This window comes from Arthrobacter sp. KUASC02, from assembly GCF_059739395.1.
Genome location: NZ_AP046053.1, coordinates 68,670 through 87,521, shown reverse-complemented (window position 1 = coordinate 87,521; position 18,852 = coordinate 68,670). Strand labels below are relative to the sequence as shown.

Sequence of the window (18,852 nt, the reverse complement as noted above, 5' to 3'; positions counted from 1 at the left end):
GGCTAGAAGCCGCCGCCGCCGGCGTCCGCCGCCATGTTGGCGAACCGCGAGTAATGCCCCTGGAAGGCCACCACAATGTCCTTCGTCGGGCCGTTACGGTGCTTGGCGATGAGAATGTCAGCTTCGCCGGCGCGCGGCGACTCCTTGTCGTAGACGTCCTCGCGGTGGAGCAGGATCACCATGTCGGCATCCTGCTCGATCGAGCCTGATTCACGGAGGTCCGAAACCATGGGCCGCTTGTCCTGGCGCTGTTCGGAGCCACGGTTCAGCTGTGACAGCGCAATCACCGGCACCTGGAGTTCCTTGGCCAGCAGCTTCAGGGCACGGGAGAACTCCGAGACTTCCTGCTGGCGGGATTCCACTTTTTTGCCGGAGCTCATGAGCTGCAGGTAGTCCAGGATGACCAGCTTGAGGTCGTGCTGCTGCTTGAGCCTGCGGCATTTGGCCCGGATTTCCATGAGCGACATGTTGGGGCTGTCATCAATGAACAGCGGGGCCTCGTTCATCCGACCCATGGTGGTGGCGATCTTGGACCATTGTTCGTCCTTGATGGTGCCCTTGCGGAGGTCCTGGAGGCCGATGGTGGCCTCCGCGGACAGGAGGCGCATGGCGATTTCGTTCCGGCCCATTTCCAGGGAGAACATCACCGTGGCGAGGTTGTTCTTGATGGCCGCGGACCGGGCAAAGTCCAGGGCGAACGTGGACTTACCGACAGCCGGGCGGGCCGCGATGACAATCATCTGCCCCGGGTGCAGGCCGTGTGTGAGCTCGTCCAGTTCGTAGAAGCCCGTGGGCACGCCCGTCATGCCTTCGTCGCGGTGGCCCGAAGCTTCAATCTCGTCCACCGTGGATTCCATGACGTCCTTGAGGACAACGTAGTCCTCAGCCGTCCGCCGTTCCGCCACCGCGTAAATCTCCGCCTGGGCTTGGTTGACGAGGTCTTCCACTTCGCCGTCCGAGCCGTAACCCAGCTGGACGATCTTGGTGCCGGCATTTACCAGCCGCCGCAGGACGGCACGTTCGGCAACGATCTCTGCGTAGTATCCTGCGTTGGCGGCAGTGGGTACGGTCTGAATAAGCTCGTGCAGGTAGGCGGGTCCGCCGATCCTGTTGATCTCTCCGCGCTTGGTCAGCTCGTCAGACACAGTTACGGCGTCGGCAGGTTCGCCGCGGCCGTAGAGGTCAATGACGGCCTCGTAGATGGTCTCGTGGGCGGGACGGTAGAAGTCCTGGCCCCGCAGGATCTCAACGACGTCGGCGATGGCGTCCTTGGACAGCATCATGCCGCCGAGAACTGATTGCTCGGCAGGGATGTCCTGGGGCGGCTTTCGGTTGCCTTCGGAACTCCGGGTGCCCTCGATTGAGTCCAGGTGCGTAACTGACAAAGCTGCCGTCCTCCGTTGTGTACCGCGGCGTATCTCTTTAAGCCGTCGGTGCTGTGTTGCCATCTGCCATTGGGCTGACCTGCGAAGCCGGGCCTCGCTGTGCGCCATGACCAGAACTACCACCCGGCACTGACAGTCTTCCCGTGCAGGAAGGTGCCTGCACCCGCAGTTCCTGCCGAATCCCTGGTTATCCCCAGTTTGCGGAGGTTATCCACAATTGCTTGTAGGACTCTGCATCCGGACCGCCCGCAGGGGCTCGGTCCGGACTGCGGAAATCAAGTACCAATGCCCCAAAACAGGTATCCCGCTACGTTAGTACCCCTGCCCGCGGCCACCAAGCCCACATACATGCACACCTGTGGATAAGTTGTGGATTAAGGGGTCCTGCTTGTGCACAGCCTGTGTGGCAACCTGTGGAAACAAAAAAACTTTGAGCCACAATAGGCGCCTGACCTGCGAAAACGTCCGAAATGCCATGTGGATGAAAAATACTTTTAAGGAACATTCATCCACAGCTTTCAGGTTCCCACTGGGGATACCGGCCGGTAACCCGGGCGGAAGTGACGAAAGATATACCCGGGCTGTGATCTACATCATCACGAAGGCGTCGAATTGACGGCCGCCCGGCCGGGCTGTATGCGAGCCGCAGAATATGCTGTGGATAACAGCGAACTGGCATAAGCTCTATGCATGGGCGATGTGTTGATAGTTATACTGCCTGCCCTCATCCTTGTGGCAGTCATCTGGGCCGTGACCACGGCCCTCAAGCCTCGGGACACCGGCATCTCAGACGCCGAGCGGTATCAACTTGAGCTGGCCCTGCGGTCGCAGGCACATTATGCCGCCCAGGTGAAAGCGGCCACCGCCGCCCGGGCGCGGGTTGATGCCGCCACCCGGCCAAGCCAAAACGAGCAACAGCAGTCACAACAGGCCGACCATGCGCGGGCGGCCCTGCACGCCCAGGCGGGGTCAAGCCCGGGCGTGGGAATGCACGGCTATCAGGGCCCGGTCCTGCCCGGAGGCCAATTGAACCCGCAGTTCGCCCTGCAACTGCAGTCCATGGCCCGCAACGGCCAGAAACTGCAAGCCATCAAGATGCTGCGGCAGGCAACGCATTCAGATCTTTTGACCGCCAAGAATTATGTAGATCGGCTATAGCAATGGAATCACTGGTGATCCCCGTCCTGATCCTTCTCCTCGTGGGAGCCGCAGTCCTGCTGGTGGCCCGCGCCGTGGGTCGCCGGACCTCCGGCCCGAAGGCTTCAGCCGCCACGGCAGCTGGCAGCACGCCGCCCGGCGAGCCGGTGGAACTGGCCCGGGCCGCGGCAGCGAAGCTCACTGAAGACCAGCACCGCAGGCTGTACGCCCTGATAGCGCAGGGGCAGGCCATGGCGGCCATCAAGCTCTACTACGAAGCCTCAGGCGAGGGCCTGCGGGCCTCCCGCGACGCCGTCGGCGCCCTGGCCGCCCACCCCCAGCCGTTTACCCCAGCGGCCCCTGAGGTGCCGGAACATGACGATGACGACGCACCCGAGCGTTTCCCGTACCGGTACCGCGCGATTGCCAGCAAGGGCGATGTCACCCGGGAGGTCAGCAGCAATATGCTTAACGACGAGATCTACGGTCGGATTCGCACGCTGGCCAAGAGCGGCGACACTGAGGCGGCCGCAACGGCCCTCACCAAGCATTCGGACATTTCACTTAAGCAGGCCCGCGAGTTTATCGCCCTGCTCGACGACTGAGCGGCCCGGACTCGCGCACTGCCGTAGGGCTGAGGGCACGCCGTTCGGGCGGGGCGCCTAGAAATCGAAGAGCTCGCCGAGCCAGCCTTCCTTTTTCTTGGGCCGCCGCCGGTCGTCATAGCGCCGGTCGTCATACCGGGGTTGATCGTAGCGGGGACGGTCCCGCCGGTCGTCATAGCGGCGATCATCCGGCCGCCTGTCGTCCCGGCGCGGATCCGGATTGTTGTACAGCGGCGGCGGAATAAGTCCGGGGACGGGGGGCGCGGCCGGCGCAGCCGGCGTTTGCGGCCCTGCCAACTCGGCGGCGCGGTCAATGATCTTGTCCAGTTCGCCGCGGTCAAGCCACACGCCCCGGCACTGCGGACAGTAATCGATCTCCACTCCGCTGCGCTCACTCATGACCAGGTCTATTGAATCCACAGGGCATTTCATGTTCCGCACAACGACTGGAACTGCGGAAAAGTTCGACATGCACCGGGCGGGTCCGCCGGAGGTTGCACCTAGCGGCCGTTCGAGATTCCCGCCAGGAGCTGTTCAAAGGGCAGCGACTCAGCGGCGTCCGTCTTCCGCCGCGTCGGCGCGGCCGCGACCAGGGCCGCGAATTCATCGGCGGCCCGGTCGATCCGCACCGAAAGGGGCGTGCCGCCGTCGTCCGTGTTGCCCCAGTCCTGGGGGCCGGCGAAAACGCCAGTAGCAGCCACCCGGGTCCGCAAGTAGCTGAACAGGGGACGCATGGCATAGTCCAGCACCATCTGGTGGCGGTCGGTGCCGCCGGTGGCCCCGAGGAGGACGGCCTTGCCCTCCAGGGACTTGGGATCCAGGACGTCGAAGAAGGACTTGAAAAGGCCGCTGTAGGAGGCGCTGAAGACCGGCGTGACAGCAATGATGCCGTCGGAATCCTCCACGCCGGCGATCACGTCGGCAAGCCGGGGTGCCGCGTAACCGGTGACGAAGTTGTTGGCAATATCCACAGCGAGGTCACGGAGTTCCACCACGTCAACGGCCACCGCGTACCCCGCGGCAGCCAGCTGGCGTTCGGCTGCGGCAGCGAGCTGATCGGCCAGCAACCTGCTCGACGACGGTACGCCAAGTCCGGCGGAGAGGACGGTAATGCGGCGGGTTTCCACGGTTTGCTCCTGAAGGTCATCGGTAAATCCAGAGTACATGCGTTTGCATCTATCGACTAAACCCGGCTGTGCCTGGGTTTATTCCGCAGCCCGGGATCACTGCCGTGCGGCCCTGCTGACAACAGTGGCGGCGTCTGCCAGACTGCCGTCATGGCTGAAAACAAGACCCAGGCGACGGACGCTTCCGTGGAGGAGTTCCTGGAGGGCGTGGAGAACGCGGCACGCCAGCGGGACGGCCTGCGGCTTCTGGCACTTATGAAGGAAAACACCGGCGAAGCGCCCGTGATGTGGGGTCCGAGCATCGTCGGTTTCGGCAGCTACCACTACCGTTATGAGAGCGGTCGCGAGGGGGACACGGTCGCCGTCGGGTTCTCCCCGCGGAAGGGGAGCCTTTCGCTGTACGGGCTTACTTACGCGCCGGAGGCGGCCGAGCTGCTGCCCCGTCTGGGAAAACACAAGGTCGGCGCGGGATGTCTCTACATCAACAAACTGGAGGACGTGGATGAGGCGGTCCTGGCCGAACTCATCCGGGCCGGGCACCGGCACTCCACCACCGTGATGCACCAGGAATAGGACCCGGAAGAAACCCTGCATTGCAGGCAGTACCCGGTGTTAAGAACAAAGGCCCCCGCGCCCGGTTCCCAAGGGAATCCGAATACGGGGGCCTCCAGCAGTTCAGGACTGCGTAGTGCTCTGGCGATAAGCCGGAGGAACTACTTGCCTGCGACTACGTCGAGTTCGATCACAGCGGCAACGTCGTCGTGCAGACGGACGTTGGCCTGGTAGGAACCGACCGACTTGATGTGTGCCGGCAGTTCAACCTTGCGCTTGTCGATCTTGCCAAGGCCAGCGGCCTCAACAGCGTCGGCCACGTCGCCCTGCTTGACGGTGCCGAACAGGCGTCCGGTCTCGCCAGCCTTGACAACGAGCTTGACCGGCTTGGCGGAGAGTGCAGCGGCCTGCTTCTGAGCGTCTTCCAGGGAAGCGTGCTCGCGGGCGGCGCGGGCAGCCTTGATGGACTCAACCTGCTTCTCGCCACCCTTCGACCAGGTCAGGGCGAAGTTGCGGGGCAGCAGGTAGTTACGTGCGTAACCGTCCTTGACCTCGACAACATCGCCAGCAGCACCGAGACCGGTTACTTCGTGGGTCAGAATGAGCTTTGCCATTTTAGTTAATCCCTTCCTTAGCCGCGGCCAGCGCCGGAGTAAGGCAGCAGAGCAACTTCGCGGGCGTTCTTGATTGCCTGGGCGATCTTGCGCTGTTCCTGCACCGTGACGCCGGTGACGCGACGGGCGCGGATCTTTCCGCGATCGGAGATGAACTTGCGCAGCAATGCTACGTCCTTGTAGTCGATGACAGTGATGTCAGCGGCCTTCAAGGGGTTGGACTTTGGTTTGGGCTTACGGAGTTCAGCCTTAGCCATCGTGGAGCTCCTATTCTAGGGAGCCCGTGGATATTGATCCACGGGATGGTGGTGGTTCGACGGCGGCACTCACCCGGGAGCCGTGAGGCATCCCGGCGGGTTCCGGCGCCGGACCTTAATTATTGGTTAGAAGGGAGGTTCGGAATCCGGGCCGTTGCCCCAGCCGCCGCCTGCATTACTGACCCCGGGCGTTGCCCAAGGGTCTTCCTGCGCTGCGGGCTGGTTGCCGCCCCAGTTTCCTCCGGTGTTGCCGCCCTGGTTTCCACCCTGGCCGCCACCGAATCCACCGCCGCTGTTGCCTCCGCCGAAGCCACCCTGACCACCCTGACCGCCGGAGCGCTGGGTGCGGTTGACCTTGGCGTTGGCGTAGCGCAGGCTCGGGCCGATTTCATCGACTTCGAGCTCGATAACGGTGCGCTTCTCGCCTTCTTTGGTTTCGTAGGAACGGCTCTTCAACCGGCCGGAAACGATAACCCGCATGCCCTTGGTGAGGGATTCTGCGACGTTTTCGGCTGCTTCACGCCACACGGATGCCCGGAGGAACAGGGTTTCCCCGTCCTTCCACTCATTCGACTGGCGATCAAAGGTGCGGGGCGTAGAAGCGATGGTGAAATTCGCTACTGCCGAACCTGACGGTGTGAACCTCAGTTCGGGGTCATTGGTGAGATTACCGATGACCGTAATAGTGGTTTCGCCTGCCATCTACTGCCTCCTTGTTCGTTCCTGCGGGGTAAAGATTGAATGCACGGAGCTGAAATTACTCAGCAACGACCTTCTGCTCTTCGGGGCGGGTGATCTTGGTGCGCATGATGGTCTCATTGAGACTCAGCTGGCGGTCAAGTTCCTTGGCGGTATCCGGCTTTGCGGTGAAGTTCACCACTGCGTAGATACCTTCAGACTTCTTCTTGATTTCGTAAGCCAGGCGACGACGGCCCCAGATGTCAACCTTTTCGATGGTTCCACCATCGTTGGTGATGACGTTCAGGAACTTCTGAAGCGACGGCTCAACGGTACGCTCTTCGACCTCGGGGTCGATGATTACCATCAATTCGTAAGGACGCATATGTGAACCCACCTCCTTTGGGCTAAGCGGTTACGGCATTTCCGTAACAGGAGGTTCATTTGCGGTGCCATGCTCATCCAGTCCCCCAAACGGAGGCAGGACGCAGCACAGACTTCAATATCTTAGTGCATTTAGGCCTGTTTCGGCGATTCGTGGCCCTTTCAGGCTAGTCCCGGGGCCATACAGGGCGGAAACGCTCCGGCCGCTATGTGGAAAAGCCGTGCGAAGCCGGGTCCGGCGTGTTTGTTTGGCTAGAGTAACGACACATGGACACCAGACCTCCGCCCGCCACGGTCAAACGCAGCCGGCTGCGGTTCTTTGCGATGGTCGCGGCAGGAACTGCGGCCGCTGCGGCAACCGGTTTTTCAGGACTGTGGGTGGAGGCGCCGGCGGTCGGATGGGGCAGCGCCGCCCTGGTTTACGTCGTGTGGGTCTGGCTTGTGGTGGGCAGGTTGGGACCTGCAGAAACACGCGCGCACGCGACCTCCGAGGATCCGTCCCGCAGCACCACCGACCTGCTGATCCTGGTGGCCAACGTCGCCAGCCTGGCTGCAGTTGCCGCAGTGGTGGTGGACTCCCACAGAGCCGACGGCGGCTCGCGGCTGAGCGGGGGGCTGCTGGCCCTGGCATGCGTCGCCTTGTCGTGGATCCTGGTGCAGACTCTCTTCACCCTCCGCTATGCCGAGCTGTACTACAGCCCTGGAAAGAGGGGCGTCTCCGACGCTGGCGGCATAGATTTCAACCAGGATCGGCCGCCGCAATACACGGATTTCGCCTACTTGGCCACGAGCCTTGGCATGACCTACCAGGTGTCCGACACCAACCTGCAGAATCACCTCATCAGGGCGGAAGCGCTCAAACACAGTCTGCTGTCCTACCTTTTCGGCACCGTCATCCTTGCCACGACCATCAACCTGGTGATCGGACTCGCCTGACGCCTGCGCTGCTGCCGGCGGGCGGCACGATGCCGCAGTGATCGGCGGCGGTCCTTGACCCGCACGACGCCGAAGAGGACCATGTCAAAAGTACCGGTCTCACCTCGGCGACATTAGGGGTAAGCCATGGAAAAAATCACTCCCCGCAGAACGGCATCAGCCAAACGCATTGGCCTCGGTATCCTTATTGGATCCGCTCTGCTTGCCTCAGGGCCGTCGCTGGTTTGGGATCAGACACCGTCCTCGGCTGCCCCCGCCCAGGCAGCGGCCGCCGCCGACCCCCTTCAATTGCGACAGGTTGACGGTGGCCCGGAGTATTTTGCGAAGTATCCCAAGTCATTGCCTGCCGATCCCTCGTATTTTCCAATTGGCGTTTGGCTGGAAAGCCTCATGGAGCCGACAGATGCTCCGAAGGATCATCTCGTCGGTATCAACCTTTATGTCGACCTGACCAGCAGTTCAGACATCACATTCGCCACCAACCAGGGAATGCGCGCCCTGACCAGCAACCCGGTATCCGGGGCCGTAGGGTGGGTCATCGCGGATGAACCGGATATGTGGGCCGGCCCCGGAGACGCTCCATGGACCCGCAACTGGCCGGGAGCGGGCCCGATTTGCACGCCGGAGACAGAGCGCTGCGGCTATACCATCCAGCGCGAAATGCGCAAAGGCATACCAACCGGACAACTCGTGTATGCCAATTACGGAAAAGGCGTGACCTTCTGGGAGACCAATGAGCAGGCGTCCATCTTCGTCAATGAATTCCAGGACGTGGTGTCCGCGGATAACTACTGGTTCACCGATCCGTATATCTGCGGCCCCTCCGAAGGCGGTGCCGTGCTTGCCGCCGGCGCGGAGCTGTCGCCCGAGAAATGCAGGCTTGCGGCCAACTACGGCTGGACCGTCGACCGCGTGCGTTCCTTGGTGCAGCCGGCCATGAGCAAACCCGTCTGGGCATTCGTGGAAGTCGGCCATCCGTTCACGGATCCTAAGGCTCCCACCATCTCGGGACCGGAAGTCCGTGCTGCTGTCTGGAGCAGCCTTATCCACGGGGCCAGGGGGATTGTTTACTTCAATCACAACTTCGGCGGCGCCTGCCTGTCCCAGCATGTGCTGAGGGAGTCTTGCGGGGACGCAGTCAGGCCGTGGGTGACGGATGTCAACGGACAGATCAACCGGCTGGCACCGGTGCTCAACGCACCATTCCTGGATAACGCGCTGTCGCATGGCGAGGGTGTCGACGCGGCCGTCAAAGTGCATGACGGATCACTGTATGTCCTTGCCGGTTCCGCGCAGGCAGGGCAGCAAGATGCCCTTTTCCAGATGAGCTGCCTGGCGGGCGCTGACGCGGCCGTCACGGTCCTGGACGAAAACCGGACTGTGGCAATGACCAAGGGCGTCTTTAGCGATCACTTTGCCGACGGCAACGCCGTCCACCTTTACCGGGTCGACGGAGCCGCTGCATCCTGCGTCAGATAGCAGGTATCCCGGGGCCTGCCTCCGCCGGGGTCCGGAAGGACCTACGCCGCTGTCCGGAAGAACAGTTCGGTCACCCGGGCCAGCCGGAACGGGTCCTCGACGCCGCAGAGTTCACGGGCGGAGTGCATCGACAGCAGCGGCACCCCCACGTCCACGGTCCTAATACCCAGGCGCGTCGCCGTCAGCGGCCCGATCGTGGACCCGCACGGCATCACATTGTTGGACACGAACTCCTGGTACGGGACGTCCGCCTCACCGCACAGCCGTGCCCAGAAGGCGGCACCGGGGGCGTCGGTCGCGTAGCGCTGATTGGCGTTGATCTTGAGCAACGGGCCGCCGTTGAGGACCGGGCGGTTCACGGGGTCGTGGCGCTCGGCGTAGTTCGGATGCACCGCGTGGCCAGCGTCGGCGGAGACGCAGAACGACGCCGCCAGGGCCTGCCGACGCTGGCTCACCGACGCGCCAAGGCCGTCCGAAACGCGCACCAGGACGTCCTCCAGGAGGGGTCCGCAGGCGCCCGAGCGCGAGTTGGAACCGATCTCCTCGTGGTCGAAAGCCGCGAGGACGGCGATCGGGCCGCCGTCCGCCTGCTCCCCGGCCTCAGCGTGGGCGATGATCGCGGCCAGGCCGGCATGGGTGGCGGACAGGTTGTCCAGCCGTCCGGACGCGAAAAATTCACCCTTGGCCCCGAAAACCGCGGCAGGCTGCGTGTCTGCCACAACGACGTCGTATCCGCCGATCTTTGACGGATCCACCGGCGCGGAGCCGGGATCCGCTGCCGTGGCCCGTTCGGCCAGCAGCGCCAGGAGGTCCTCGCCTGCCGGATCCCCCAGGCCGAAGACGGGGTTCATATGCTGCTGCTTGTCCAGCGCCAGGCCCTCGTTTACCGCCCTGTCCAGATGGATGGCGAGCTGGGGGAACCGGAGCAGCGGCCCGGTGGCGGTCAGGCACTGCGTGCCGTCCAGCATCACCAGCCGTCCGGCCAGCTGCAGTTCCCGGTCCAGCCAGGAGTTGAGCAGCGGGCCGCCGTAGACCTCCACGCCGGCCTGCAGCCACCCGAACTTTCCGGTGGTGGGCTTGGGCTTGAGCTTGAATGACGGCGAATCGGTGTGCGCCCCCAGGATATTAAAGCCCGTGGTGGGTCCGGCACTCTCCGGTGTCACCCAGGCGATCAGGGCCCCGTCGCGGACTACGTAGAACCGCCCGGCGGCGCCCGCACCGGGACCGCCGGCCGGCCACGCGGCCAGTTCATCGAGCCCGGTGAAGCCAGCCTCATCCAGCCGCCGCGCGGCTTCCTGGACTGCATGGAAGCTCGACGGCGACGCGCTGACATACGCGCCGAGGTCCTGGATGTGGTCTGCGGCAGTGGCGTGGGAAGGCATGGCTCCGAGTCTAGCGGGGCCGCGACGGCCCGCGCCGAACCCCGGTTCCGGGAGGCACCGCACCTACACCGTGACGTTGAGTCCGGCCGTGTAACCGGCGGCCGACGAACCGGACATGGTGGCCAACTGGTAGATGCCGCCGTCGTCGCCAAAGACGTTGTCTGAGGTGAGCGTGGTGTTGGGAAAGTTCCGGGCGCTGGTCTCATAGCCCGTCGTGGCGTAGACCTCGTTGCAGGCCGCCTCTGTCATGGCGATCTGGGAGACAGCCAGTACCTGCCCTGCCACCGTGGCATTGCTCATGGATTCGAAGACTTCGAAGTGGATATGCGGCCAGCGGCCGTTGTACGCCCCGGGATAGATGGTGGTGAACGTAACCTGGCCGTTGGCATCCGCTTCCTGCACCCCGCGGAGGAAGTTCTCGTTTTCGAGGCCGGCGTCGTACATGGAGTACTTGCCGTCGCGGTCGCAGTGCCAGGCGTACACGGCGGCTCCGGCGAGGGGTTTGCAGCCGTTGGCGTTGTCCAGGAGCGTCAGGGTGACCGTCAGCGGGATGCCTTCGGCCTTGGTGGTGGAAGTCCCGAAGCTGGCCGTGATGTCCTGCCGCACGACGCCGGACGCCTCCAGGACGTTCGGGCCGTTGGAACCGTCTCCCGGGTAAGGTCCCGCCGTTTCCTGCGGAATTTCCACCCCGCATTCCGCGATGGCCCGGGTCAGCGTGGGTGACGCCGTGGCGGACGCCGACGCTGAGGGCGTGGCAGTCGCCGGGGCAGACGGCGTCGCCGTCGCGGTGGTGGAACTGCTGGCGGTTCCCGGTGTGGAGCCCGGCGTGCAGGCTGCCAGCGCGGCGGCCGCTGTGCCGGCACCGAAGAACAGGCCCAGGGAACGGCGGCTCATCAAGGTGGAGAGGTCGAACTCCAAGCCGCGGTCGTGGTTAGGGTGGGGTTCGTGGGGCGGCTGCGGTGAAGTGGTCATGGACCCATAAAACTCCGAAGGGCTATGCCGCGCATAGGCCCTTCCTGTGTGCACGCTGTGTTGCTGTGGAGGATGCCGGAGACTGCGCTGCAGCTGTGTGGGCGTTGGCGGTCCGTGCCCTGACCGGCTCACTGATGGGAGGGCACAGGTTGCTGATCAATCCGGTGCCCGCGCATTCACGCATCGCCTCGATGCCGGCGGCCGCCGCCCTGGTGTCCGGAAATGACCGGGAAACGCCCAGTTCCGAACCGTCCGGCCCTATCATCCTGAATCGCACGCCCGATGCCTCGTCCACATAAAGTTCGAATCGTCCCGCCATGGTTTCCTTCCAAAAGGTGGTCGTGGGGATCCCAACCGATGCTGCCCGGTGGTGTCCGGCGGAAGAAGGGGCAAAAGTCCTTTACCCGTGAGTAACTCCGGTCCTGCGCCGACGTGCGCCATTGCGCCATTGCGACGGCGCGGACCATCCGGGGACTTTGGGCCCTGTTGGTCGTTCCGGGATGGGTATCTACTGGTCTGTGAGCCGGGCCGCTGCGTTGCTGCCTTGCCGAAGGAAAGCCCTGCCAGTAACCCGTCCTGCCAGGCAACAACCAGGAGAGAGCCATGTCCGGTGCGTTGAAATGGTCCCCGTTCGAATCGGCCCGATGGCCGTCTGCCCAGGATGGGTCAGACAGGAAACCGTCGCAGTTCACCGGCTCCAACGGGCGGTCCTTTGAAACCACCGACAGCCTGGTCCCCATCCTCGTCGAGGAGGTCAGCGTTGACGAGTACGTCGACCAGGAGGCACTCGTTGTCCGCGCCTACCTGCCCGGCGCTGACCCGGACACGGACATCCAAGTCTCCGTGGCCGGGGGTGTGCTGCACATCCGTGCGGGGCACGAGCACGCCGGCGGCCGATCCGAGGGCACCCGCATTCATTCCGGGCAACGGTACCGCCCCTTCGACCGCAACCTGCCTTTGCCGGAGGGCGTTACGGACGAGGACATCAAGGTGACCTTCAGGGACGGCGTCCTCGAAGTCAGGACCCCGCTTCCCGCGGTGCCCGGAACGGACGCTGCAGAGAAACGGCTCCCCATCAGCCGCGGTTAACGGCGGCTCCGCCAATCAACAGCCGGGCAACCGGGAAAGAGGCAAAATACACATGGAACGGCGCGCCCAATGGAACTGAAATCACAGTGGCACCTGCTAGATCCCGCCACCCGCAGGTGGCTCATGGACAACCCGGGCTGCGTCGTGCTGCCCCGGACGATCGCGACCCGCGTTGCGAGTGTTGCGGACGAACCGGTGGTCCGCGACCAGCACGGTGCAATTCAGCTCAGCGCGGCCGACGTCAGCTTCATCCGCACCCGGGTTCACAGTGCCGCGACCAGGGAGCACCGTTTCTTCGACGCCGTGCAGCCCGGCAGCCCGGCTCCGGCGGATGCCGGAAATCCGGAGAGCGCGGAGTCCGGGCACCTGGACTGACGGCACCCGGACTCCGGTTCGGGGGCGGCTGGTGCCGCACCTGCTGAGATGTAACCTTTGGTTTACGACGCCGGACCGGCACCAACGCCGGCTTCCTCTGCCGTTGCTTCCTCTGCCGCGGGCTGTTCCGTTCCGGCGCCGGTGGCGCCGAGACCCTTGCGGTAGCGCCAGACGCCGACACCGACCACCACTGCGGCCAGTGCCAGTGAGAGCAGCAGGGACTCCCGGGTGGATTCCAGGATCACCATGCCGATCAGGAGTGCAATGATGCTGGCAATGGCTACCCAGGTCAGGTACGGGAAGAGCCACATCTTGAGGGCCAGGTCCTTGGCGGCGGCACCCATGCGCCGGCGGAGGATCAGCTGTGACGACGCGATGACCAGCCAGACGAACAGCGCAATAGCACCCGAGGTGTTCACGAGGAACAGGAACACCGTGTCCGGCGCGATGTAGTTCAGGCCAACGGTGATGAAGCCCACCACGGTTGAGGCCAGCACGGCAGCGGCCGGCACGCCGCGCTTGGAAATCTTCGTCCATGCCCTCGGTGCGTCACCGCGGCGGGAAAGTGAGAAGAGCATGCGGCTGGCCGTGTAGAGCCCGGAGTTCAGGCAGGAGAGCACCGAAGTCAGCACCACGACGTCCATGATGGTGCCGGCGCCAGGAATCCCGAAGAGTTCGATCACTGCGACGTAGGGGCTCTTTGCCACGGAGGCGGAGTTCCACGGGAGGAGGGTGACCACAATGGCGATGGAGCCGATGTAGAACACCAGGATGCGCCACACGGTGGACTTCACGGCCTTCTTGACGGCGTCCACCGGATTCTCGGATTCGCCGGCAGCGATCGTGGCGATTTCAGCGCCGAAGAACGAGAACACCACCACCAGGATGCCGGCCAGGACCGCACCCGGGCCGTTGGGGAGGAAGCCGCCGTTATTGACCAGGTTGTCCAGTCCGGGGGCGGGAACTCCCGGGATGAGGCCCAGGATGGCGGCAACGCCGAAGAGCAGGAACAGCACGATCGCGGCCACCTTGATGGAGGCAAACCAGAATTCGAATTCTCCGTACGATTTCACCGATCCCAGATTGGTGAGCGTCAGCAGCACCATAAGCACCAGCGCCCATACCCATTGGTCGATGCCGGGAACCCAGCGGTGCATGATGGCGGCACCGGCCGTGGCTTCGATCCCGAGCACAATGATCCAGAACCACGCGTACAGCCAGCCGATGCTGAAGCCTGCCCACCGGCCCAGGGCCTTGTCTGCATAGGTGGAGAAGGATCCGGTTTCGGGGTTGGCTGCAGCCATTTCGCCGAGCATCCGCATCACCAGGATCACCACGATACCTGCGGCCATGTAGGCGAGCAGAATGCCGGGGCCGGCCTGCTGGATGGCAGCACCGGAACCCACAAAGAGTCCGGCTCCGATCACGCCGGCAATGGCGATCATGGAAAGGTGCCTTGGTTTCAGGGACTTGGAGAGCTGTTGGTCAGCGTGCATGGAAGCGCCGTCCTTCGTTGAGGGTGTGGGCCCCGGACGGACACGGATTCCGTGTGTCAGGCCACATTTCTTTTTCACCCTAGACCGGATGCCGGAGGACAGATCTTGTGCAGTCGAACATTTTGACGGCCCCCGAAAAGGAGCTTCCCACAATGCCGAGCATCAATGGGCAACAAAAGTGGCTTACCGAGCAACTTTGAAATGTGCTCGAAATCTACCTCTGAGTAGCTAATAGTCCGGATTGCTGGGCACTACCAACCCCGTCTCGTAGGCGTAAACCACGGCCTGCACCCTGTCCCGGAGATGCAGTTTGGCGAGGATGCGGCGCACGTGCGTTTTCACCGTGGCCTCGGACAGGAAGAACCTGTGGGCGATCTCGGCGTTGGACAGTCCTTCGGCCATGGCTCCCAGCATTTCCCTTTCGCGGGGCGTCAGGGCTTCCAGCAGGGGGTCCTTTTGCTGCTCTTCGCCATGCGGATTCCTGCCTTTGCCAACTGCCGGCACGGAGGCGGCCGTTCGGTGTCCGCCAGTCATAATGTCAGCCGTGGCCGCAGGGCGTCCGTTCACCGCAAAGTCTCCGGGGACGGCCGAGGGATGGTCTCCGCGGACATACGCTTCCAGCAGTCGGCGCGTGACGCGGGGGGCCACCACGGCATCTCCGCTCGCCACGACCCGCACCGCGCTAACCAGTTCAGCAGGGGCCACGTCTTTGAGCAGGAACGCGGAAGCGCCCGCCTGCAGGCCGGCGAAGGCGTATTCATCGAGGTCGAAGGTGGTCAGGATGATCACCTTCGCGGCGGACCCCGAGGAGGCCACCGCCCGGGTCGCTTCGATGCCGTCCAAGACCGGCATCCGAACATCCATCAGCACCACGTCGGGGTTCACCTCCCTGACCTGCCGGATTGCCTCCGCCCCATCGGAGGCTTCTCCCACCACCCGAAGGTCATCCTCACCCTCAAGGATCAGGCGGAAGCCCATCCTCAGCAGCGGCTGGTCATCCACCAGCAGGACTGTGATCGGTGCATTGCCGTTCATGTTTTTCCTTGGTCCCCATTCCAATTCAACACTGCCCTGACGCGCCATCCGCCCCCGGCGGGGCGTCCGGCTTCCACCGTACCGCCGTAAATCCCGGCCCGCTCGCGCATGCCCGTCAGGCCCTGCCCCGACCCCAGGGGCCTGGCACCGCCGGCCGCTGCCATCGGCGCGGCGGCGGCCGCGTGACCCACGGTGCCTTTGCCGTCGTCGAGCACTTCAATGGTGACGGTACCGTCAGTGCGCGCCATATTCACATCCACCCGGCCCAGCGCCCGGCCGTAGCGGAGGACGTTGGTGAGTGACTCCTGCACAATCCGGTAGACGGTCAGTTGGAAGGCCGCGTCCTCAGGCAGGGCAGGTCCGGTGTGCGAGTAGTGCAGCGGCAGCCCCGCGGTGCGGAAGCCCTCCAAAAGTTTGGCCAGGCTGTTCCCTGCGCTCAGCGGCTGCCGGGGTGCCTGGCCTACCGGTGATTCGTCGCGCAGGACGCCCAGCACGCGACGCATGTCCGCCAGAGCGGTTCGTCCGGTCCGGGAAATTTCCGCCAGGACCTCGGCGGCGCGGTCCGGGCTCTTCCTGACCACCACTGCGGCGCCGTCGGACAAGGTGAGCATCACCGTCAGGGAGTGCGCCACGACGTCGTGCATCTCCCTGGCGATCCGGTTGCGTTCGGTGACCGAGCCAAGTTCGGCGGTCCGGGCCGCCCACGCGGCGATTTCCTGTTCGTGTTCCTGCCGCTGCCGGACGGAGATGCCGATTCCGGTGGCAATGATGTTGGACAGCGTGATGGTGATGCCGGCAACGATTCCAAACACCAGCTGCGAATTCTCGGGTGCCGCCGGTCCGCCGCTGGGAAGGGCACGTTCCAGCGGGCCGACGAGGGTCAGGAAATACAGCAGGGACAGCGGGGTGTTGGATAATGCCAGGGCGGTGATGGAGAACCTGCGGGGCCGCTGCACCGCCAGTGCATAGAGGGCAAACCACAGGCCAGCGGAAACATTGGAGCCCCAGGGGTGCAGGAGCGTGATGCCCACTTCCAGCACCGCCACGGCGGCAACAACGGCCACCGGACGGGTCCGGCGGAAAGAGAGCGCAGCGGCGACGGCGGCAAGCAGCGCGGTGGCTGCCCAGCCGCCGTCGAGCACGGCGTCCACCGCGGTGGGCGTGACCAGGAGCAGGTAGCACAGCACCACCACCGCATCCATCGCCCGCGGGTGCCGGTGGAGGTACCGGCGGAGCCGGCCCCGGCGGCGGTCGGCGAGTGCGGCAAAGGACACATCAACCTGAGTGAGGGCTGATGCGTCCTTTGCCGGCAGTACTTCATGCATGTGTTGAGCCTAGACGGCGGACCGGCCGCCCTGCCCGCTCAAACGTCCCGCTTCTTCAGCAGGACCATGGCAAGGACCGCCGGAACCACCACCCAGGCGCCGAGCACCAAGGCAGCCTGCCACGCCTCGAGGTTCCCGTCCACGTGTTCAACGGCGGTCAGCGGCGTCACGGTGTTGCCGGGAAGGTACTTGCGGGCTTCTTCGAAGAAGTCGCCCGGAATCAGCTGGAAGGCGATCGGCGCCACGAAGAACAGCCCCACCAGGCTCATGATCCCGCCCGCGGAATTGCGGATGATGCTGCCGAGCGACATGCCGATGGAGGCCACTGCGGCCACGTAGAGACTGTTGACCACCAGCAGTTTGACGGACTGGGAGCTGGCCAGGTCCAGGCTCAGGCCGTAGTTGTCCAGGATCGGAACGGACACCAGGCCGGCGATGAGGGTGGAAACACCGGTCAGGACGAAAGACACCACCACTACCACGAGGAACTTCGCCACGAAGGCCGGGATCCTCTTGGGCACGGCCGCGAACGTGGAACGCGCCATTCCGGTGGTGAATTCTGAGCTCATCAGCAGCACGCCCAGGGACCCGAGGATCAGCTGGGCAAAAGCGATACCGGAGGTGGGGGCACTCACCGCGATGTCACCGCCCTGGGCCGCCATCTGGGCTGCGGCCTCCGGGTCGGAGGCCATCTGCTCGCGGAACTGACCGGTGGACCACGCCGCCAGGGCCCCAAAGCCCACCATCACCAGCATGGTGGAGCCGAGCAGGATCAGCGTGGAGAGCAGCGTGCGGAACTTGATGAATTCCGAGTTCAGCACGCGCAGGAAACTGGGACCGGGACCCGGGGAAACAGGACCGCCGGCTGAATGGGCGGCCTGCCCGGAGGGCGCCCCGGCCTGGGGTGCTGCGCCGCCCTGGGCCCTGCGGCCCGAAGGGTTGGGTTCCAAAGTAGTTGAGCTCATGGCTTATTTGCCTCCGGTCTGGGCGGGAACGGGGGCTCCCGTAGTAATGAGCGAGTGGTATTCGACCTCGTCCTTGGTCAGCTCCATGTAGGCCTCTTCCAGGCTGGCCTGGAGCGGGGTTAGTTCGTAGATCATGACGTGGTTCTCAAGGGCGGTCCGGGCGATCTGCCGCGGATCCAGTCCCTTGACCTCCAGCAGTTCGTGGTCCTGGGCCTCTATGGAAACTCCGGTTCCGGCAAGGAGGTGCATCAGCTGGTCCGGCTCGTCGGTGCGGACGCGGGTGCGGCTCGCGCCCTTCCCGGTGATGATGTCCTTGATGGGGGCGTCGGCGATGATTTTTCCGCGGCCGATCACAATCAGGTGGTCCGCCGTCACCGCCATTTCGCTCATAAGGTGGCTGGACAGGAAGACGGTCCGGCCCTCCGAGGCCAGGTACTTCACCAGGTTCCGGACCCACACCACGCCCTCCGGGTCCAGCCCGTTGACCGGCTCGTCCAGGATGATGGTCTGCGGATCCCCCAGCAGTGCCGCGGCAATACCCAGCCGCTGGCCCATGCCGAGCGAAAAGCCCTTGACCTTTTTCCTTGCGACGTCGGCCAGACCGGTCATTTCGATGACCTCGCTGACACGCTTTTTGGGAATGCTGTGGGTGGCGGCCATGGCCAGCAGGTGGTTGTAGGCAGAACGGCCCGTGTGGACGGCCTTGGCGTCCAGCAGGGCGCCCACCTCACGCAACGGAGCCGCGTGCTTGGTGAACGGGACCCCGTTGACGGTGACGGAGCCCGACGTCGGCGTGTCCAGTCCCATGATCATCCTCATGGTGGTGGATTTGCCGGCTCCGTTGGGGCCGAGGAAGCCGGTGACCTGGCCGGCCTGGACAGTGAAATCCACTCCGCCCACGGCGGTTTTATCGCCATAGACCTTGGACAGGCCTCTTGCTTCAATCATGGAAGCGTTCCTTTGCGTAGCTGCGGATGCGGTGACGGCTTCTGCATGCCGCAGATCCGTTCGTACCACCCACGCTACAGACGCAACGTTCCCATTTCGCCGGTCTCAGGG

Annotated in this window: 21 protein-coding genes; 7 read left to right on the top strand and 14 right to left on the bottom strand. The window is 64.2% G+C overall.

What is annotated here, in order from left to right:
• Nucleotides 1-2: 2 nt before the first annotated feature.
• The gene (gene dnaB, locus AC6JAC_RS00385; RefSeq protein WP_028271834.1) at nucleotides 3-1,385 is read right to left on the bottom strand and encodes a replicative DNA helicase; all 1,383 of its coding nucleotides are present in this window, start codon (nucleotides 1,383-1,385) and stop codon (nucleotides 3-5) included.
• Between the two features lie 690 nt (nucleotides 1,386-2,075).
• On the opposite strand from dnaB, the gene AC6JAC_RS00380 reads away from it, so the two are divergent.
• Nucleotides 2,076-2,543, top strand: a complete 468-nt coding sequence (locus tag AC6JAC_RS00380) for a hypothetical protein (protein ID WP_028271835.1) — start codon at nucleotides 2,076-2,078, stop codon at nucleotides 2,541-2,543.
• Nucleotides 2,544-2,545: 2 nt separating this feature from the next.
• Entirely contained in the window at nucleotides 2,546-3,127 is a 582-nt protein-coding gene (locus AC6JAC_RS00375; RefSeq protein ID WP_454699855.1) for a hypothetical protein, read from the top strand.
• A 57-nt stretch (nucleotides 3,128-3,184) separates the two neighbouring features.
• Here the strand turns inward: AC6JAC_RS00375 and AC6JAC_RS00370 are convergent, their stop codons facing one another.
• The gene (locus AC6JAC_RS00370; protein WP_043439048.1) at nucleotides 3,185-3,559 is read right to left on the bottom strand and encodes a TFIIB-type zinc ribbon-containing protein; all 375 of its coding nucleotides are present in this window, start codon (nucleotides 3,557-3,559) and stop codon (nucleotides 3,185-3,187) included.
• 68 nt (nucleotides 3,560-3,627) lie between these two features.
• On the bottom strand, nucleotides 3,628-4,254 hold the full coding sequence (locus AC6JAC_RS00365) for an FMN reductase (protein ID WP_028271838.1): 627 nt from the start codon (nucleotides 4,252-4,254) through the stop codon (nucleotides 3,628-3,630).
• Between the two features lie 150 nt (nucleotides 4,255-4,404).
• On the opposite strand from AC6JAC_RS00365, the gene AC6JAC_RS00360 reads away from it, so the two are divergent.
• Nucleotides 4,405-4,827, top strand: a complete 423-nt coding sequence (locus tag AC6JAC_RS00360) for a DUF1801 domain-containing protein (protein WP_028271839.1) — start codon at nucleotides 4,405-4,407, stop codon at nucleotides 4,825-4,827.
• Between the two features lie 140 nt (nucleotides 4,828-4,967).
• On the opposite strand, the gene rplI is transcribed toward AC6JAC_RS00360, so the two are convergent.
• The 4 genes from rplI to rpsF all read right to left on the bottom strand — a co-directional run bounded on the left by rplI (nucleotide 4,968) and on the right by rpsF (nucleotide 6,740).
• On the bottom strand, nucleotides 4,968-5,420 hold the full coding sequence (gene rplI, locus AC6JAC_RS00355) for a 50S ribosomal protein L9 (protein ID WP_028271840.1): 453 nt from the start codon (nucleotides 5,418-5,420) through the stop codon (nucleotides 4,968-4,970).
• 17 nt (nucleotides 5,421-5,437) lie between these two features.
• Nucleotides 5,438-5,677, bottom strand: a complete 240-nt coding sequence (gene rpsR, locus AC6JAC_RS00350; RefSeq protein WP_003800144.1) for a 30S ribosomal protein S18 — start codon at nucleotides 5,675-5,677, stop codon at nucleotides 5,438-5,440.
• 126 nt (nucleotides 5,678-5,803) lie between these two features.
• Complete coding sequence (locus AC6JAC_RS00345) at nucleotides 5,804-6,379, bottom strand: single-stranded DNA-binding protein (protein ID WP_028271841.1); 576 nt, start codon at nucleotides 6,377-6,379, stop codon at nucleotides 5,804-5,806.
• Nucleotides 6,380-6,434: 55 nt separating this feature from the next.
• A complete protein-coding gene (gene rpsF, locus AC6JAC_RS00340; protein WP_011693941.1) occupies nucleotides 6,435-6,740 on the bottom strand; it encodes a 30S ribosomal protein S6 in 306 nt (101 codons plus the stop codon).
• Between the two features lie 266 nt (nucleotides 6,741-7,006).
• Here rpsF and AC6JAC_RS00335 point away from each other — a divergent pair, with 266 nt between their 5' ends.
• Together AC6JAC_RS00335 and AC6JAC_RS00330 are read left to right on the top strand one after the other, a co-directional pair.
• Nucleotides 7,007-7,675: a DUF1345 domain-containing protein gene (locus AC6JAC_RS00335; RefSeq protein WP_028271842.1), complete on the top strand. Its 669-nt coding sequence runs from the start codon at nucleotides 7,007-7,009 to the stop codon at nucleotides 7,673-7,675.
• Between the two features lie 126 nt (nucleotides 7,676-7,801).
• A complete protein-coding gene (locus AC6JAC_RS00330) occupies nucleotides 7,802-9,154 on the top strand; it encodes a hypothetical protein (RefSeq protein ID WP_497963017.1) in 1,353 nt (450 codons plus the stop codon).
• Between the two features lie 41 nt (nucleotides 9,155-9,195).
• Here the strand turns inward: AC6JAC_RS00330 and AC6JAC_RS00325 are convergent, their stop codons facing one another.
• The gene (locus AC6JAC_RS00325; protein ID WP_497963015.1) at nucleotides 9,196-10,536 is read right to left on the bottom strand and encodes a M18 family aminopeptidase; all 1,341 of its coding nucleotides are present in this window, start codon (nucleotides 10,534-10,536) and stop codon (nucleotides 9,196-9,198) included.
• 63 nt (nucleotides 10,537-10,599) lie between these two features.
• Nucleotides 10,600-11,508: an intradiol ring-cleavage dioxygenase gene (locus AC6JAC_RS00320; protein ID WP_028271844.1), complete on the bottom strand. Its 909-nt coding sequence runs from the start codon at nucleotides 11,506-11,508 to the stop codon at nucleotides 10,600-10,602.
• 603 nt (nucleotides 11,509-12,111) lie between these two features.
• Between AC6JAC_RS00320 and AC6JAC_RS00315 the strand changes: the two genes are divergently transcribed.
• Together AC6JAC_RS00315 and AC6JAC_RS00310 are read left to right on the top strand one after the other, a co-directional pair.
• Nucleotides 12,112-12,597, top strand: a complete 486-nt coding sequence (locus tag AC6JAC_RS00315; protein ID WP_497963013.1) for an Hsp20/alpha crystallin family protein — start codon at nucleotides 12,112-12,114, stop codon at nucleotides 12,595-12,597.
• Nucleotides 12,598-12,666: 69 nt separating this feature from the next.
• Complete coding sequence (locus AC6JAC_RS00310; RefSeq protein WP_197024969.1) at nucleotides 12,667-12,972, top strand: hypothetical protein; 306 nt, start codon at nucleotides 12,667-12,669, stop codon at nucleotides 12,970-12,972.
• A 62-nt stretch (nucleotides 12,973-13,034) separates the two neighbouring features.
• Here the strand turns inward: AC6JAC_RS00310 and AC6JAC_RS00305 are convergent, their stop codons facing one another.
• The 5 genes from AC6JAC_RS00305 to AC6JAC_RS00285 form a co-directional block, all read right to left on the bottom strand.
• Nucleotides 13,035-14,468 carry an amino acid permease gene (locus AC6JAC_RS00305; RefSeq protein WP_028271847.1) on the bottom strand — a complete coding sequence of 478 codons (1,434 nt, stop codon included), beginning with the start codon at nucleotides 14,466-14,468 and terminating at the stop codon, nucleotides 13,035-13,037.
• A gap of 228 nt (nucleotides 14,469-14,696) precedes the next feature.
• Nucleotides 14,697-15,503, bottom strand: a complete 807-nt coding sequence (locus tag AC6JAC_RS00300) for a response regulator (RefSeq protein ID WP_028271848.1) — start codon at nucleotides 15,501-15,503, stop codon at nucleotides 14,697-14,699.
• Entirely contained in the window at nucleotides 15,500-16,828 is a 1,329-nt protein-coding gene (locus AC6JAC_RS00295; RefSeq protein ID WP_497963010.1) for a sensor histidine kinase, read from the bottom strand. Before AC6JAC_RS00295 ends, AC6JAC_RS00300 begins: the two co-directional genes overlap by 4 nt.
• A 38-nt stretch (nucleotides 16,829-16,866) precedes the next feature.
• Nucleotides 16,867-17,793, bottom strand: a complete 927-nt coding sequence (locus AC6JAC_RS00290; protein ID WP_497963009.1) for an ABC transporter permease — start codon at nucleotides 17,791-17,793, stop codon at nucleotides 16,867-16,869.
• A 3-nt stretch (nucleotides 17,794-17,796) separates the two neighbouring features.
• Nucleotides 17,797-18,741, bottom strand: coding sequence for an ABC transporter ATP-binding protein (locus tag AC6JAC_RS00285; protein WP_028271851.1), 945 nt, complete (start codon nucleotides 18,739-18,741; stop codon nucleotides 17,797-17,799).
• Nucleotides 18,742-18,852 lie beyond the last annotated feature (111 nt).

Coding starts and splice junctions, on each gene's coding strand:
- AC6JAC_RS00295 (WP_497963010.1), bottom strand. CDS start 16,828: ATGCATGAAGTACTGCCGGCAAAGGACGCATCAGCCCTCACTCAGGTT.
- rpsR (WP_003800144.1), bottom strand. CDS start 5,677: ATGGCTAAGGCTGAACTCCGTAAGCCCAAACCAAAGTCCAACCCCTTG.
- AC6JAC_RS00360 (WP_028271839.1), top strand. CDS start 4,405: ATGGCTGAAAACAAGACCCAGGCGACGGACGCTTCCGTGGAGGAGTTC.
- AC6JAC_RS00305 (WP_028271847.1), bottom strand. CDS start 14,468: ATGCACGCTGACCAACAGCTCTCCAAGTCCCTGAAACCAAGGCACCTT.
- AC6JAC_RS00375 (WP_454699855.1), top strand. CDS start 2,546: ATGGAATCACTGGTGATCCCCGTCCTGATCCTTCTCCTCGTGGGAGCC.
- AC6JAC_RS00335 (WP_028271842.1), top strand. CDS start 7,007: ATGGACACCAGACCTCCGCCCGCCACGGTCAAACGCAGCCGGCTGCGG.
- AC6JAC_RS00345 (WP_028271841.1), bottom strand. CDS start 6,379: ATGGCAGGCGAAACCACTATTACGGTCATCGGTAATCTCACCAATGAC.
- rpsF (WP_011693941.1), bottom strand. CDS start 6,740: ATGCGTCCTTACGAATTGATGGTAATCATCGACCCCGAGGTCGAAGAG.
- AC6JAC_RS00285 (WP_028271851.1), bottom strand. CDS start 18,741: ATGATTGAAGCAAGAGGCCTGTCCAAGGTCTATGGCGATAAAACCGCC.
- AC6JAC_RS00310 (WP_197024969.1), top strand. CDS start 12,667: ATGGAACTGAAATCACAGTGGCACCTGCTAGATCCCGCCACCCGCAGG.
- AC6JAC_RS00290 (WP_497963009.1), bottom strand. CDS start 17,793: ATGAGCTCAACTACTTTGGAACCCAACCCTTCGGGCCGCAGGGCCCAG.
- AC6JAC_RS00315 (WP_497963013.1), top strand. CDS start 12,112: ATGTCCGGTGCGTTGAAATGGTCCCCGTTCGAATCGGCCCGATGGCCG.
- rplI (WP_028271840.1), bottom strand. CDS start 5,420: ATGGCAAAGCTCATTCTGACCCACGAAGTAACCGGTCTCGGTGCTGCT.
- AC6JAC_RS00320 (WP_028271844.1), bottom strand. CDS start 11,508: ATGACCACTTCACCGCAGCCGCCCCACGAACCCCACCCTAACCACGAC.
- AC6JAC_RS00330 (WP_497963017.1), top strand. CDS start 7,802: ATGGAAAAAATCACTCCCCGCAGAACGGCATCAGCCAAACGCATTGGC.
- AC6JAC_RS00380 (WP_028271835.1), top strand. CDS start 2,076: ATGGGCGATGTGTTGATAGTTATACTGCCTGCCCTCATCCTTGTGGCA.
- AC6JAC_RS00325 (WP_497963015.1), bottom strand. CDS start 10,536: ATGCCTTCCCACGCCACTGCCGCAGACCACATCCAGGACCTCGGCGCG.
- AC6JAC_RS00300 (WP_028271848.1), bottom strand. CDS start 15,503: ATGAACGGCAATGCACCGATCACAGTCCTGCTGGTGGATGACCAGCCG.
- AC6JAC_RS00370 (WP_043439048.1), bottom strand. CDS start 3,559: ATGAAATGCCCTGTGGATTCAATAGACCTGGTCATGAGTGAGCGCAGC.